Below are 15,717 nucleotides of genomic sequence, written 5' to 3' on the forward strand. Positions count from 1 at the left end.
CCAGCGGCGTGCTAGGGCTCTTCGTCGGGCGGTGCGTGAGGGATATCCGATAGGTCATCCCGCTCGGGGTCCACGGGGCGGCTGATTGTGTGCGAGCCTGCGAACCAGCCGTGCAGGTCGGCCATCTGGGCTCGCTCATCGATGAAGGGCCAGGTCGGGCTATCCGGCGGCACGCGCTTGCCGGTGGTGGGGCACGTGGTCCAGCCGCGGGGCGGGGTAACCGAGATGGACCGCTCGCCGTCGCCGATGTGCTCCAGCGTGATAGTGGTGGTGCGGTGGGGCGGCAGGGCGCCCTCGACCCGGCTTGGCCACTCCATCGCGATCACGACCGACGGATCGTCGATGATGCGTTCCCAGCCCAGCCCGGCCAGCTCCTCGGGTCCAGCCATGCGGTAGGCATCGATGTGCACCAGCGTGAGTGCCGGACCCTCGTACTCGTTCATCAGGGCAAAGGTGGGGCTCGAGACCCTGGACGGGTCGATGCCAAGCCCCCTGGCCAGACCGCGCACGAGGGTGGTCTTGCCCGCGCCCAGGTCGCCCTCGAGGGCGAGGATGTCACCGCCCTTGAGCGTGGCGGCAAGGCGTGCGGCCCAGGCCTCGGTCTGCTCGGGCGAGCCGGTCTCGAGCGTCTGCTCATCCATGCTCGAATCCTTGGTTCGTCACGTCTTGCGTGCTGCCATCGGGCATCATCACGAATGCCCCCGGCTGGCCGGTAACGACGCGACCGATGCGCGTGACCGTGACGCCGTCGACCTGGCCTCGAAGATCATGGGCGCTCGTGAAGAGCAGCTCGTAGTCTTCGCCGTCGCCGATCGCGGCGCTCAAGCCCTGGGCATCGGGATGGATCGGGATGGCGTGCGCATCGAGTTCGATGCCCACGCCTGAGGCGCGGGCAACGCGGCCGGCATCGACGCCCAGCCCATCGGAGAGGTCGATCATCGCGTGCAGGCGATCGGCGAGCTGCTGTGCGATCTCGATGCGCGGTTGCGCCAGGGCGTGGCGATGGTTGCGCAGCGAGCCGCCCAGCGCGCCGGTGACGTAGACGTGGTCGCCCGCTCTGGCGCCGCTTCGCAAGATTGGCCGAGCCGCGTGTCCGCCGACGGTCACCGTCAGGGAGATCGGGCCGTTGCTCTCGGGCGGCAGGCTGGCGATGTCTCCGCCTACGAGCGGGCAGCCGAACTCGCGGGCGAACCGGGCCATGTGGTCGAAGAGTTCGTTGGCGTGCGCATAGCCGACCGGTAGGAGCGCGGTTGCCAACGCCCACGAGGGCGTGCCGGCCATGGCGGCGATGTCGCTGACCGATCGGAGGATTGCCTTGCGGGCGACCAGTTCGAGGCGCAAGTCATCATTGAAGTGGCGGTGCTGCACGAGGTGATCGGTGGTCAGCAGCAGCGGGTGGGGCTGGCCGGCGACGACGGCGCAGTCGTCGCCCGGGCCGACGAGGACGTGGCCGAAGGCCCGGGCGAGATCGGCCGAACGATCGGCGATGCGGCTGAGCAGTTCACGCTCTTTCACGGCTCCCCGAGACTCCTATTCGAGATAGGTGTATCCGGCCAGGCCGTTCTCGTAGTAGCGCATGAGGGCGGCGCCGTCCTGCACGCTGAGCTTGCCGGTGCGGACGGCCTTCTCCACGTCCTTGCGCATGGCGCGGCGCAGCTCGTTGTCGTCGTACTGGAGGTAGCCCAGCACTTCCTTGACGGTGTCGCCCTCGACGACCTCCGCGATGGCCCAGGAACCTTCCTCGTCGTCCAGCTCGATGTGGACCGCGTGCGTGTCGCCGAAAAGGTTGTGCAGGTCGCCCAGCACTTCCTGGTAGGCGCCCACGAGGAAGATGCCGACCTCGTAGTGCTCGTCGTCCTTGATGTCGTGCAGCAGCAGGGCGTCGTCGAAGGCGCCGCCATCGGTGGCGGGGAATCGCTTGATGGCGCCGTCGCTGTCGCAGGTCATGTCGGCCAGGATGCCGCGGCGGGTGGGGCGTTCGTCGAGGCGGCGCAGCGGGGCGACGGGGAAGAGTTGATCGATGGCCCACGCGTCGGGCATCGACTGGAACAGGCTGAAGTTGCAGAAAAACGTCTCACGGACCACGCCGGCCAGCGGGCGCGCATCGTCGACGAGGATATCGTCGGCGTCGACCGCGTCCGGACGCGACAGAAGGCCGGCGGCGATGGCCTTGAAGAGCCGCTCGGCCGTGGCGCGCATGTCCAGGCTGAGGCGGCCGTACTGGAACAGGGCGATGGCTTCGTCTCGCGCGGCCAGGGCGTCGTGGCTCAGCTCACCGAGGCGGCCTTCGCCCAGGCGCTCGTAGGTCGCCAGCAGGTCGATGACCGGCCGGGGCGGGTCGTCCATCGAGTCCAGCTGCGTGCGGATGGGTCCCACGTCGACCGGGCCCGGCAGGCCGCTGGAGGCCAGCACGTCGACGACGAGCATGCTGCCGTGGGCGACCATGGCGCGGCCGCTCTCGCTGAAGATGTTGGGGTGGGGCTGGTCGGCCTCGTCGCAGACGGCCTTGATGCGATAGACGATGTCGGCGGCGTATTCGCGCAGGTCGTAGTTCACGCTGCTGTCGGTGGCGCTGCGGCTGCCGTCGTAGTCCACGCCCAGCCCGCCGCCCACGTTGATGTGCGTGACGCCCGCGCCCATGCGGCGCAGCTCGGCGTAGGTCCAGGCGAGCTCGGTGATGGCGGTCTTGAAGCTGATGATGTCGCACACCTGGCTGCCGATGTGGAAGTGCACCACCTGCAGGCAGTCGAGCATGTCGGCCTCGCGCAGCTTGTCGAGACCTTCCATCAGCTGGGCGGCGGTCAGGCCAAACTTGGCCGCCTCGCCCGCCGAGCCCTGCCAGCGACCCATGCCCTTGGCGCTGGGCTTGATGCGCACGCCGATGCGCGGCGTGACGTTGTGCTCGCGTGAGATGCGGATGATCAGGTCAAGGTCGCTCGGCCGCTCGACGATGGGATAGATGCGGTCGCGGATTCGGCTGGCCAGCACGACCGTCTCGATGTACTCCTCGTCCTTGAAGCCGTTGCAGACGATGGGGATGCTCGGGCTGTCGGCCGTGAGCGCCAGGACGGCCAGCAGTTCGGGCTTGCTGCCCGCTTCCAGGCCGAAGCCGTAGCGGGTGGCGGCCTGCTTGATCTGCTCGCACACGCTTCGCTGCTGGTTGACCTTGATGGGGTAGACCGCCTCGTAGCCGCCCTGATAGGCCTCGTCCTTGATGGCTGCATCGAAGGACTCGCGCAGGCGGCCCATGCGGTGGTCCATGACGTCGTTGAACCGCAGCAGGACGGGCGCCCAGAGCCCGCGCTCGCGCAGACCGGCGACCACCTCGCCCAGGTCGATGCTGGGGCCATCGGGCCCCCGGGGGGTCACCCGCATCCGGCCGTCGTCGCCGGCGGCGAAATAGCCCGCGCCCCAGCGGTCGATGCCGTAGAGGTCGGTCGAGTCTGCAGTCGTCCAGGTGCCGTTGGCGGCCTGGGGCGGGCGGGTTGCGGAGGCATGCGTGGAAGTCTGTGTCACCCGGAAGGATATGGATGAATATCGCCGCCCGTCGGCGCGTGACGCGATCTTCACGAGCTGGGGCTCTCGGGGTGCTCTACGGGCGCGTCAGTTTACCGCGGCGGGTGGTCGAGACCTCGGGCGTCGACGCCGACTTCACGCGGATGGCGCCGTCGCGGCCGGTCACCAGCCAGAGGCCCTGGGTGCGGTAGTCCCGCCACGGATCTCGGCGGACGCGCTTGGTGCCGGCCGACTGGATGACCACGCGTGCCCGTGACGCGGCGACCAGGCGGCGGGCGTGATCGTCGTCGGCGCCATGGTGTGGCAGTTCGAGCACGTCCACGCGGAGCAGGTCCGGGTCGGTCTGGTCGATCAGCCGACCCAGGGCGGCGCCGCCGATGTCTCCGGTGAGCAGGATGGAGTGACCGGTCTCGCTCTCCCATCGCACGACCAGCGACGAGCTGTTGGCGTCGTCGAAGCGTTCGTGCGCGGGCGGCCAGAGCACGGTACCGCGTGCGCTGCCCAGCGGCAGCACGTCGCCGGCGGTGATGGTGTGGATGGCAACGCCCTGCGCACGGATGGCATCGAAGACGTCGCGCATCGCGCCGCCGCCATTGGCGGCCTCCAGCGCCTGGGGCGTCGTGTACATGAACGTGATGCCCAGCTCTTCGATGGCGCGGGGCAGGCCGTTGGCGTGGTCGAGGTTGGCGTGGGTGAGCACCGCAAGCCCGACGGGGGTGTCGCGATGCACGTACTGGGCCGCGCGCGAGGCGATTCGGCCGGCGGCGGGGCCCAGCGAGCCGCAGTCCCAGAGCCAGGCTTGGTCCTTGGATCGCAGCAGGTGGGCGCTGCCGTCGCCGATGGCCAGCGTGTCGAGCTGGAGCGCGATGGGCTCTCGCGTCCAGGGGTGGACGATTTCAACCGCGGCCCACGCGACCACGACCAGCAGCGCCAACGCGTGGTTCCACCGCACCCGTCGGCCCGCCCACGCGATGGCGGCGAGCGCGACGGTCGCGCAGATCGCCAGGGCCGCGCTCACCGGCGGCACCTCGATGCTCGAATAGGGAACGGCGTCGAACCCGCGCACGACGGCCAGATTCAACTCCGCCAACGCATGCAGCAGGGAAGACAGCGGCTCGGCCAGCGGCGGAGCGATCGTGCCCACGACCAGCGACGCGTACGCGGCGATCAGCAGCATCGCGATGAGAGGCGTCGAGACGATCGTGGCCGGCACGGTCAGCGGCGCGACGAGCCCCGTGCGCCAGGCAATCCACGGCAGGCTGACCAGCCAGCACAGCACGGTGGCGCTGAAGAGCTGGCCGACGGCGTTTCCGCCGTAGTTGACGCCCAGGCGCCAGTTGGGCGGCGGCTTCTCGATGAGGCCCCTGATCGACGGACGCCAGTGGAACAAGGACGCGTGCGTGCGCGGCGCCAGTGCGAGCAGCGCCGCCACCAGCCCGAAGCTGAGCTGGTAACCAAGGTCGAACACCTGGTATGGATCCCACAGCGCGATGCCCAGGGCCGTCCACGCCAGAACGGCCAGCGGGTCGTGGCGGCGGCCGAGCGCACGGGCGCCCAGCAGCGCCAGCACCATGACGCCTGCGCGGAGGATCGGCGTGCGCGCCGGCACGATCACCAGCAGCAGCCCGACGGCGATAGCCACGCCGATGGCCTCGACCCGCCAGCCCGGCCCGATGGCTCGCAGCACCCACGCCGCCGCGGCCGCGAGGATCGCCAGGTGCAGCCCCGAGATGGCAAGCAGGTGCGCCAGCCCGACGCGGCGGAAGGGGTCGTACGCCTCCTCATAGCCCGGGTCGTGCTGGCCCAGGACGAGCGCGGCAAGCAGGGCGTTGGCGGGGTCGGCCTGCTCGGTCTGTTCGAGCCGCAGCACCCGGCGGGCGCCCGATTGCAATGCATGCTGCGTGCGACGCAGGAAGGCGAACGCCGAGGATTCTTCGGCTTCGCTGACCAGCGCCCAACCATCGGTGTCGATCGTGCAGATAGGCTGGCGGGGTGGCCTGGGCGGGCCCGGGTTCATGGGTTCACTCGGCGGGCGAATCCAGCCGGTGACCTCGATGATCGTGCCGGGCGCGAGTTCGGGCGCCGCATCGATGCCCTCGCTCACGCTGATCCGAACCCGACCGCGCGTGGGGAGCGTTCCGCTTCCCATGTCGATGGAGACAGCCTTGCCCAGCATCACGGAACGATCGCCCTGGAACACGCCGCGCTCGTAGGACGGCAGGCCCAGGTCCGGATCGATGGCCGCGTCGGTCACCACGGCGGTCAGTCGAACGAGCCCTCGCTGCCGGCCGGCCTCGTCGTGGGGCAGGGCGCTCAGGCGATGCACGAGGTGGTCGGCCGGCGGCGCGACTTCGCCGGCCATGCGTCCTGCGCCGATGCTCGCCACCGCGAGCACCAGCAGCCCGCGTCCGCCCGCGCCGCGGATCGCCAGCGACAGGCCCGAGCATGCCACGGCGATGGCGAAGAGCAGCGTGGGATGGTCCAGCCGAGCGGCGTGGGCCAGGATGATGCCGCCCAGCCCCGCAGCCAATGCGACGACGGCCCGCGTGCGCGCGGGTCGCCGGGCGGGCCTGGGAGCGATGGATTCGTCCGGGAGAGTCTGCACGCCGGCATAGCCTGACAGAAACAGGCTGCCGGGTCAAGGCGATCTTGCCGAACCGGAGAAAATCAGTTGCCGACGTTCTCGAGCTGGTCGTCGAAGTTGGCCATCAGGTCGATGGACTCGACATTGCCCTCGCTGTCGGTCAGGCGGGTGCCGCCGGCCATGTCCGACCAGAAGCTCTGGTAGAACGCGACCTCGCTGGCGCGGCCGCCCTTGTCCTTGGAGCCCATGTACATGGCGTCGATGCCCGCAGCATGGAACACCAGGTTGCCGCGCGCGCTGGCGGGCACGTCGCCGTTGAGCGTGTTGGGGATGGTGGGCGAGCCGAGCAGTACGGCCATGTGCTGGAGCAACTCGGGCTCGGAGTCGCCGATGAGGCTGTACTCGCGGGCGCCTGCGGCGGTGGCGAAGGTCGGATTCTTGCCGCGCTTGCCCAGTTCCTGGGTCTTCAGGAAGCCGGCGTTGGAGACCCAGTAGAAGCGGGCGGGCTCGGCGCCGCTGTCCATGGCCGAGAAGGCGCTGAGGTCGTCGAGATCGGCGATGGCGGCCTTGTCCTGCTGCCAGGCCAGGATGGGCGTGCCGAAGGGATCGACCACCGAGCGAAGCTGCTGGTGCTCACCTGCGCCGGCCAGGCGTCCCTCGCCGGTGCCTTCCTGGGCCACGAAGCGATTCTGCTCGGGCGTGTAGTACCCACCGCCGGCCTCGCGGGTGCCGATGAGGGTGGTGTCGACCAGCACGGTGTCGCCGGTGGTCGGCCCGACCTCGATGACGTTGGGACCGGTGGCCGAGACGATGCCGCCGGCCAGGTCGAGCATGACGTTCTGCATGGCGGTGAAGCCGCGCATTTCGTTGGACGGGTCGCCCATTTGGCGCGCCGTGAAGTAGCCCGGCAGGCGTCCCTGATCGGTATAGAACTGCTGGGCGGCGGCGCCGATGGCGGTGAGCTGGCTCTGGCTGCCGGCGGCCTTGGCGGTGTTGCGAGCCCCGCCCAGCGTGGGCACGATGATCGCGATGACGATGGCGATCACCGCCATGGTCACCAGCAGTTCGATGAGCGAGAACGCGCGCCGGGCGCGACGTGTGCGATAGCCAGTCGTGTGCATGGTCATGTCCCCGAAACCTCCCCATCCGCCGGCCCGAGAACTGGGCCACCTGGTCCACCCGCGCCGGAGCGCGTCGATCCCGCCGATCGCGTCCTCGGCACCCTGTTGTTCGTGCCGCGGGGCCTTGGAGTTGCCGCGGCGTGGGGGGAGGGCTCCCACGCCGAAGTGTACCGAGGTGCCGGGACGGGGTTGAGCCTGGGCCCATGCCCGCATGAACATCGTGCAAAAAAGGCGGCCGCACACGTATGTGCGACCGCCCGGAGGGAGAAAGAGAGAGCTTGTTTGAGACTCGGTGTCAGCCACCGCGTCAAATTCTATCGAACAACACTGTAATCGGGAAAATAGGCAATATCGCGCCAGTGATCCCTGAAAATATGAACCAGAATTTATTTTCGCGTTCGGAATTGCGTACGAAATGCAAACAAACGAGCCTGAATGGCTCGTTTGTGTCGTAGAAATGGGTAATAACTCGATTCTTGAGAAACGAGTTTCAGCCCAGCAGGTTGGCCGTTGCGGCGATTTCATCCGCCGCCCGCTCCCGCAGGGTGTCGAGGGCGGCCTCGCTCAGGCCGAGGATCTCGAGCACGGCGGGGTCGATCTTGAGGCTGGTCAGGTCCAGGCGGAACTGGCCCGAGACCTCGCCCACCAGGCGGGTGGCGACGTAGACCATAGCGGGCAGTCGGCGGTTATCGGCCGGCGCCTTCATGGGGTCGTGGTGGTAGCCGGTGACCATGGCGAAGTTGCTAGGGAACTTCCACTTCTCGCACAGGCCCCTGCCGAAGTCCTGGTGGTCGGCCCCGAAGATCTGCGACTCGACGTCGCACATGTCGTTGATGGGCACGCCCTCGCCGTCGACGCCCAGCGTCTGGACGACCTCGATGAGCTTGTTGCGGTCGAACTGCATCTCGACCATGAGGCCGATGTTGTGCATCAGGCCGGCCAGGAAGGCCTCGTCGGCCATGCCGACCTTGGCGGCGTCGGCCACCATCTTGGTGACGGCGCCGGTGGCCACGGCGTGCTCCCACACGGCCTTGGCGCTGAAGCCGTGGCTGAGGTCGCCGCCGCGGAAGAGCTTGGCCAGGCTCGCGGCGATGGCGATGTTCTTGACGGCATTGAGCCCGAGCATCACGATCGCGCGGTTGATCGAGCCGATCTGGCCCGGCAGGCCGTAGAACGAAGAGTTCACGACCTTGAGGATCCGGCTTGAAAGGGCCGGATCGTTCGAGATGACGTTGTGCAGGTCCTGGGCTGTCGAGGACGGATCCTCGACCAGCTCCACGATCTTGAGAGTGACTTCGGGGAGCGTTGCGATGTGGCTGATCTCGCGGATCGCCATGTTGACGGTCTGCTCGCGTTCCTGTGTGCCGATGCTCATGGCCTGATCTCCTGCCGCGGGGTTGCTGTGACGGCTTGCCCATGAGATCGGCGCGATGATGGAGCGACTTTGGTGATCGTTGAGCTTGAGAACGCGAAATTTCGCGCCGCCGGCTCAGTAGGCGTTGAGCTTGGCCAGCAGCCCGCGGTTATTCGGATCTACCGTCGCCAGCAGGCCCGCCACGCGGGGTCCGGCGGCGCCATCGCCGTAGGGGTGGCTTGCCGGATCGCACGGCGGGGCGGCCAGGGCGTCGAGGATGGCCCGCTCGAGGGCTTCTTGAGGCCCTTCGTCGGCATGGACGACGCCCGCGGGTCGCTCCCGGCCGTTCTGGCGAGGTCCGATATCGACCACCCGGCACCCCATGGCCGGAGCCTCGATCAGGCCGGCCGACGAGTTGCCCACCAGCACCCCGCCGGTGGCTGCCAGCTTCTTGAGCAGGCCGACGAACTTCTCTCGCCGCATGTGGGGCCGGGGGTGGCCCAGCCGCTCGGTGAGCGTCCGTAGCACGCCCGCCCGTCCCGGGTCGTGGTTGGGCGAGAGCGCCAGGGGGGTCAGCTTCAGGGCCGCCAACGCATCCAGCAACGTGGCGGTGACGTGCTCCTCGGTTTCCACGGCCCGTCCCGTGGGGTGCAGCAGCACGACGGCCCTGGGCGAGCCGAGCGACGCAAACTCTTCCTCGGGCATGGGTTCAATGGCGGCAAGGTCATCGATGGCCGGCGAGCCCACGACATGGACGTGCTCGGGCTTTTCGCCCATGCGGATGAGGCGATCGGCCGAGGCTTGCGTGGCAGGAAGGTGGAGGTTGGCTAGCTTGCTGATGGCGTGCCGCATGGATTCGTCGGCCACGCCTTCGGCTCGGTCTCCGCCGTGCAGGTGGGCGAGCGCCCAGCCGCCCACGCTGGCAGCGCTCGCGGCGGCGAAGGCCTCGATGCGATCCCCAAGCACGACCACCCAGTCGGGCTCGTGGGCGCGAAAGCTGCGGGTGAGGCGGCTGATGCCCGTGCCGAGTGCCTCGGCATCGTCGGGCCGGGTGGTGCGGCCGGGCTTCTGCATGGGCACGCTGTCGGCGATGGGGAAGGCGGCCTTGACGTCGCGGAAGCTCTCGGCCGGGGGGATGAGGTGCGCCCCGGCGGCGATCACGAGCAGTTCCAGTTCGGCGTGGGCGTCGATGGCGGCCATCACGGGCTTGAGCAGGCCGAAGTCTGCCCGCGAGCCGGTGACCACGGCCACGCGTCGCTTGCGGGCGGCCCGGGCATGCGTACGCGCGGGCTGGGGGTCGCCGGCCCATCCAGGCCCGATCATTCCTGCCGCCCGGGAGTGGTTTGCGGGGTCATGGGCCATGGTAGAGCCGCAGGCGGGCGTGCTACAGTGGCTGTCTATATATGAGAGCCCCAGGCAGTTGGGGCGTGTTTTCATTGGCCCAATCGTCGGGCGGCAAGGAGAGGGCTTCCATGCGAGTGGTGTGCGATCGTGGCGCGTTGCTGGATGCGGTGAACGTGGTGTCGTCGGTCGCGGCCTCGCGCACGCCCAAGCCGCAGCTCACCTGCGTCAAGCTGACAGCCACGCGCGAAGGCGATGCGGGCGAGCTTACCCTGGCCGCCACCGACGGCGAGATCGGCCTGCGCCTGCGCACCGCCCGAGTCGACGTGCAGGAGCCCGGCGAGGCGCTGGTGCCGGCAGACAAGCTCAAGCAGATCGTCGCCGCCGAGGACCACGAGCCCACGCTGACCCTCGAGAATGAAGACCGCACGCTGCACGTCAAGGGCGAGGACGCAAGCTACACGCTGCTGGGCTACGACCCGGCCGACCTGCCGCGCGTGGCCGACCGCAGCGACTTCGGAGCCGAGGGGCTCAAGACGCGCTTCGACTTCCCCAGTGACTCTTTGGGTGACATGATCTCGATGACGCTGTTCGCCACGGCTCGCGAGACGACGCGCTACGCCATCAACGGCGTGCTCGTGCGGCGCAAGGGCAAGACGCTGGAGATGGTCGCCACCGATGGCCGCCGCCTGGCGATGGCCAAGGGCACCGTGCCCGGCGCGAGCAAGGACGACCCGGACGTGTCGTGCATCGTGCCCACCAAGGCGCTCTCGCTGCTGCAGCGCCTGGTCGATAGCGAAGACGAGACGGTCACCGTGGCCGTGGGAGACCAGAAGGCGCTGTTCGCCCTTGGCGGCGGCGACGACGACGTGCCGCGCGCGGTGCTTTCGAGCTCGCTGGTCGACGGCCAGTTCCCGCCATACGAAGAGGCCATCCCCAGCGACCAGACCGTCAAGGCGACCTTCGACAAGGACCTGCTGCACAGCGCCGTCCGCCGCGCCGCCCTGCTGACCAACGAGGAGAGCAAGGGCGTCCGCCTGGCCTTCCGCGGCGAACACAAGCAGCTCGAGCTGTCCAGCCACGCCCCGGAGATGGGCGAGGCCCGCGTGAACGTCGAGCTCAAGGGCTACGACGGCGCCGACGTGGAGATCGGCTTCAATCCCGGCTTTATCACCGACGCCCTCCGCGTCATGCACGAAGCCGAGGTGACCATGGAGCTCAAGGACGGCCGCCACGCGGGCGTGATCCGGACGAGCGGGAACGGTTTCCTGTACGTGGTGATGCCGGTGACGATCTGAGGCGACGCCTGCCCTGCATTCCAAATCTGTTTTGGTTTCGGGGTTGACTTTTAAAGCGAATGGCGTTTTGCTTTAAATTATGCCGACCGATTCAAATCCGGCTTCGAAACCGCCCTGGGACCTGAAATCGAGGTTCTCGGACCAAAGCCAGGGGTCGCTCGTGCCGGTGACCATGCGCAAGCGGGCGGTGGGGGCGTCGGGCGAGGGCGGCTGGCAGGAGGTCGAGACCTGGGCGTTCGTGCCGGACGACCTGCCGCCGGCGATCGACTGGCGGGCGGTGAAGGGCGAACTGTTCGACGAATTCGCCGGCGCCCACGCGGCGTTGGGGCGGGTGAACGGCCTGGTGCACGCGGTGCCCAACCCGGAGATCCTCCGCCAGGCGTTGTGGCTGCGCGAGGCACGGTTGAGCTCGAAGATCGAGGGCATCGAGACCACCGCGCTCGACATGGTTCTGGCCGGTGAAGAGGGCGGCGAGCCCAACCCCGGTCGCGAGGCACTCAACGCCGTTCGGGCGGTGCAATTCGGGCTCGAGAGCCTGGAGCCCTACAGCGCCACGCTGGTGCGCGCGATGCACGAGAAGCTGCTCGAAGGCGTGCGCGGCGAAGAACTGCGGCCGGGCGAGTTCCGCGACGTGCCGGTGTACATCGGCGTCGCAGGCCGACCCGACCGGGCGCGCTTCGTGCCGCCACCCGATGGAGACAGGGTGCAGCGATGCATGCGCGCGCTCGAAACGTTCGTGAATGGCGAGTGGCCCGAGATTCCCGAGCTGGCGCGGGTGGCGCTGGCGCACTACCAGTTCGAGGTGGTGCATCCGTTCCGCGATGGCAACGGGCGGATTGGTCGGGCCCTCATCCTGCACCAGATGTGCGCGTTGGGGTTGCTCGACATGCCGATCGTCTCGCCCAGCGGATACTTCCAGCGGCACCGGCAGGAATACGTCGACCTCATGCGGGCCGTCAGCGAACGGGGGGCATGGGTCGACTGGCTACGGTTCTTCGTCGCGGCGGTGGCCGAGGAAGCAGTAGGCACGCGGTTGCTGGCCGAGCGAATCGTGTCGGCTCATGCGCAATACACCGAGAAACTCCGGGACCATGCCGCCGCGGGACGGTTATTGCGATTGCTCGACCACGTCTTCGGCTGGCCGCTGGTCACCGCCGCGAGCGCGGCTCGCGTGCTGGGCGTGACCGATCCGACGGCGCGAAAGGACGTGGCGCTGTTCGAGGAACTGGGCATCCTCGCGCGCACCGACGAGAGTACGTATGGCAAGACCTGGTATGCGCCGGCGGTACTGGACGTGGCCGAGGCCGAATACGCCGAGTTCCCTGAGTAGCTACGCGTTGTGCACGTCTTCCCACCGCGTCTTCATGGCGTGTTCAACGTCGAGCAGGTCGAGCACCTTGCCCGCCACGAAGTCGATGACTTCGCCGATGGTCTTGGGAAGCAGGTACAGGCCGGGGTTGGTGGGGCAGATGATCGCGCCGGCAAGGGCGAGGGTCCGCATGTTTTCGATGTCGATGAGGTTCAGCGGCGTCTCGCGATGGCAGATGATCAGCGGCCGGCGTTCCTTGAGGGTGACCATGGCGGCGCGGGTCAGCAGGTTGCTGCCGGCGCTCGTGGCGATCGCCCCGAGGCTGGTGCTCGAGCAGGGCAGCACGGCCATGCCGTCGTGGCGGAAGCTGCCGCTGGCGATGACGGCGCCCACGTCCTTGTTGGGGTGGCAGATGAGCCGCTGCCGCATGTCGTCGGCCTGGGCGTGACCGGTCATGTGGGGCAGCAGGTCATCGAAGACCACGTGCCGGATGCCCGACTCATCGTGCAGCAGGCGGCGGCCGTACTCGCTGACGACCAGGTGCACCGTGGCCCGGGCCAAGAGCAGTTGCTCGAGGGCCCGCAGGGCGTACCACGCGCCCGAGGCGCCGCTGACGCCCAGCACGAAGGTCCGGCCGCTGGCGGCATCGGTGGCGGGGGCGTCTGGCGTTGCGTGGGGGAAGGTGGTCACGGGGGCTCCCGGTCGGGTTCGGGACGAATAGAGTGTCGGCCTACGGACGGGACGGATTCAACGCAATCGGGTCAGGGCATTGATAGCCCCAGCGGACGGAGGGCATCGTGGCAGGACGAGCACGAGTCGGGCAAGCGAGGACGAGGCGCGGGGTGGCGAAGGGGGGCCTGCTCGTCGGGCTGCTGGTGGGCGTTGCCGCCACGCTGCCGGGCTGTGCGGGCTGGCAGACCTGGCCGCCCAGCGAGCCGACGGACCGGGTGCCCGCCCGCGACAATGCGGCGGTAAACCAGACCATGACGCTCGCCTTGGCGCGCGTGATCGCCGACTATCCGCCCCGTGGGGGCGAGAACCAGCGCATTGCGGTGAATCTGCCCAGCGGGCAGGTGAGTCCGGAGGTCTACCGACGGATCGCCCGGGACGTCGAGGGCGAGCCGGGCGTGGACCGCCTCGTCGCGCCGCTGAGCGAGACCAACATGAACCTGCCGGTGTACCACGTGGCGGGGGTGAAGATCCGCACCAACACGGCGTACATCGACGTCCTTCGGCCGATCTTCGGCGTCGACGAACTCGATCGGGCCGAGCTGACCAACGACGAGGCCTACCAGGGCTACTCGGTTCGGCTGGAGGGTGGCATTCGCCCCTGGCGCGTGACCTGGGTCGAGCGGTTCACGCCGGGCGTCATTCCCACGCCCGCGCTCAATCCCATCGAGCAGGTTCGGCCCAGCGGACTGCCGCCAGCCGCCCCGGCGCCCAGCGAGGACGAATCGCCCGACATGGAAGACGGCGAATGGGAGCCGGCTCCTGATCCGGCCAGCGAGCCCGCCGAAGATCCTTCCGAAGAACCCGGCGAAGGCTGAGCAAGACCATGGACGTGCGCGAGGGCGGCTCGGGGGAGCCGGCATCGGGGATCATCGGCGCCCACGCGCTCTCGGGCGTCATGCCCGGCAAGGACCTCATTAACCTGGCCGACCTCCAGACGCCCGTGTTGCGACGGCTGCTGACCCGCGCGCGCCAGCACGCCTGGGCGCTCGATGAGGATCCGTTCGACGTCGGCCAGACGCTGCGTGGCCAGGTCATCGGGCTGTTGTTCTTCGAAGACTCGACGCGCACGCGGCTGAGCTTTGCCATGGCGGTGCATCGGCTTGGCGGGCGCTTCATCGAGCTGACCGACCGGGGCAGTTCGCTGAGCAAGGGAGAGACGCTGGCCGACACGGCGCGCACCGTGGAGGCGATGGGCGTCAGCCGCCTGGTGGTGCGGGCCCGGCGGACCGACGACGTACTTGAGGTCGCCCAGGCCGTGCGGATTCCGGTGTTGAACGCGGGTGCGGGCGATGGCGAACATCCGACGCAGGGCCTGCTGGACACCCTCGCGCTGGCCGAGTCGCACCAGCGCCTGGACTCGTTCGATCTGGACGGGCTGACGGTGTTGATCGTGGGCGACGTGCAGCGGTCTCGCGTGGCGCGTTCGAGTGGTCCGTGCATGGCGTCGCTGGGGGCCAGGGTGCTGGTGGCGGGACCAAGCGTCGACGGGCCCATCGCGGCGTCGGCGGGTGGATCAGCGGTGGACAACTTCGAAGGTGCCCTGCGGGAGGCAGACGCCGTGATGGCGCTGCGCATCCAGCACGAGCGCGGCGGCAGTGACTTGGACACGGCGGGCGCAGAGGCGGCCTATCGAGAGCGCTTTGGCTTGACGGCCGAGCGCGCCCGGCTGCTCAAGAGCGGTGCGGTTGTGATGCATCCCGGACCGGCCAATCCGGGCGTCGAGATCGATCAGGAGGTGATGGGCCTGCCGCGATCGATCATCACGCGGCAGGTATCTCTGGGCGTTGCCGTCCGCATGGCGTGCCTAGAGGCTCGCGGGGCGGTCACGGGTCGGACGTGATGGCCACCCAACTGTCGCTGTTGTAGACCTGGATCTCGGCCAGGTGGGGCGTGAGCGAGGCCATCTCGGTGCTGTAGTCGTTCCAGCGGAACATGAGCCAGGTCAGGGCGGCCATGCACACGATGGCGCCGATCTCACTGGCCACGCTCTTTCGCGTGCGCCAGAGCAGCCACGTGCCAAGCAGCAGCGTCATGCACTTGAACATCGCAAGCGTGGCGGGCGTGCCCCACTGAAGAATGAATCGTGCCAGCGGGTTGCTCTCGTACATGCCCGGCCCGACCATGTGGTCGAGGGTCATGACGAGGTCGGCCAAGCTGAGGAAGACGATGGCAAGGAGGAACAGGTTGACGCGTCTGGCTCGCAACTGCGGGCTGGCCCATTGCTCGCGGAGCGGCATCCGGATCCATCGGGGCTTCCAGCCCTGCACGGGCGTGCGGACAGGCCGGGAGAACCCCGGAGGTTCAAGGGCGTCCGAGAAGCGAGCCGTCCCCGACGCCGACGCCGCTGCGGAATGTGTCATGAAGGTTGCCCCCGTCCCTGCGATGGGTGACATCGGGCCCCGGCGCGGGTGGGTGCAGGGCGTGCGGGCGGCGGCGCATCGAAATGGGTCGGGTTGGGGGGG

The 15,717-nt window shown here is 68.7% G+C and carries 13 protein-coding genes; 4 read left to right on the forward strand and 9 right to left on the reverse strand.

Annotated elements, in window-relative coordinates:
- Positions 1-11: 11 nt before the first annotated feature.
- From tsaE to neuC, 7 genes are all read right to left on the reverse strand, one after another.
- Positions 12-641, reverse strand: a complete 630-nt coding sequence (gene tsaE / locus RIE32_08940) for a tRNA (adenosine(37)-N6)-threonylcarbamoyltransferase complex ATPase subunit type 1 TsaE (protein ID MEQ9096375.1) — start codon at positions 639-641, stop codon at positions 12-14.
- On the reverse strand, positions 634-1,515 hold the full coding sequence (thiL, locus tag RIE32_08945) for a thiamine-phosphate kinase (protein ID MEQ9096376.1): 882 nt from the start codon (positions 1,513-1,515) through the stop codon (positions 634-636). Before thiL ends, tsaE begins: the two co-directional genes overlap by 8 nt.
- Before the next feature lie 15 nt (positions 1,516-1,530).
- On the reverse strand, positions 1,531-3,516 hold the full coding sequence (gene speA / locus RIE32_08950) for a biosynthetic arginine decarboxylase (protein MEQ9096377.1): 1,986 nt from the start codon (positions 3,514-3,516) through the stop codon (positions 1,531-1,533).
- A gap of 76 nt (positions 3,517-3,592) precedes the next feature.
- Complete coding sequence (locus RIE32_08955; protein MEQ9096378.1) at positions 3,593-6,121, reverse strand: ComEC/Rec2 family competence protein; 2,529 nt, start codon at positions 6,119-6,121, stop codon at positions 3,593-3,595.
- A gap of 62 nt (positions 6,122-6,183) precedes the next feature.
- Complete coding sequence (locus RIE32_08960; GenBank protein MEQ9096379.1) at positions 6,184-7,227, reverse strand: prepilin-type N-terminal cleavage/methylation domain-containing protein; 1,044 nt, start codon at positions 7,225-7,227, stop codon at positions 6,184-6,186.
- A gap of 484 nt (positions 7,228-7,711) precedes the next feature.
- A complete protein-coding gene (locus RIE32_08965) occupies positions 7,712-8,596 on the reverse strand; it encodes an HDOD domain-containing protein (GenBank protein MEQ9096380.1) in 885 nt (294 codons plus the stop codon).
- Positions 8,597-8,710: 114 nt separating this feature from the next.
- Positions 8,711-9,898, reverse strand: a complete 1,188-nt coding sequence (neuC, locus tag RIE32_08970; protein ID MEQ9096381.1) for a UDP-N-acetylglucosamine 2-epimerase — start codon at positions 9,896-9,898, stop codon at positions 8,711-8,713.
- A 149-nt stretch (positions 9,899-10,047) separates the two neighbouring features.
- On the opposite strand from neuC, the gene dnaN reads away from it, so the two are divergent.
- Both dnaN and RIE32_08980 read left to right on the forward strand, forming a co-directional pair.
- On the forward strand, positions 10,048-11,214 hold the full coding sequence (dnaN, locus tag RIE32_08975) for a DNA polymerase III subunit beta (GenBank protein MEQ9096382.1): 1,167 nt from the start codon (positions 10,048-10,050) through the stop codon (positions 11,212-11,214).
- 160 nt (positions 11,215-11,374) lie between these two features.
- The gene (locus RIE32_08980; protein ID MEQ9096383.1) at positions 11,375-12,544 is read left to right on the forward strand and encodes a Fic family protein; all 1,170 of its coding nucleotides are present in this window, start codon (positions 11,375-11,377) and stop codon (positions 12,542-12,544) included.
- On the opposite strand, the gene RIE32_08985 is transcribed toward RIE32_08980, so the two are convergent.
- Positions 12,545-13,213: a UbiX family flavin prenyltransferase gene (locus RIE32_08985; GenBank protein ID MEQ9096384.1), complete on the reverse strand. Its 669-nt coding sequence runs from the start codon at positions 13,211-13,213 to the stop codon at positions 12,545-12,547.
- Between the two features lie 152 nt (positions 13,214-13,365).
- Here RIE32_08985 and RIE32_08990 point away from each other — a divergent pair, with 152 nt between their 5' ends.
- Positions 13,366-14,070, forward strand: coding sequence for a hypothetical protein (locus RIE32_08990; GenBank protein ID MEQ9096385.1), 705 nt, complete (start codon positions 13,366-13,368; stop codon positions 14,068-14,070).
- Positions 14,071-14,078: 8 nt separating this feature from the next.
- On the forward strand, positions 14,079-15,095 hold the full coding sequence (locus RIE32_08995; GenBank protein MEQ9096386.1) for an aspartate carbamoyltransferase catalytic subunit: 1,017 nt from the start codon (positions 14,079-14,081) through the stop codon (positions 15,093-15,095).
- On the opposite strand, the gene RIE32_09000 is transcribed toward RIE32_08995, so the two are convergent.
- Positions 15,079-15,615, reverse strand: coding sequence for a DUF5658 family protein (locus tag RIE32_09000; GenBank protein ID MEQ9096387.1), 537 nt, complete (start codon positions 15,613-15,615; stop codon positions 15,079-15,081). The two genes, RIE32_08995 and RIE32_09000, sit on opposite strands and share 17 nt — an antisense overlap.
- Positions 15,616-15,717: the final 102 nt, after the last annotated feature.

The organism is Phycisphaerales bacterium, from assembly GCA_040221175.1.
Classification (GTDB): Bacteria; Planctomycetota; Phycisphaerae; order Phycisphaerales; family UBA1924; genus JAHCJI01.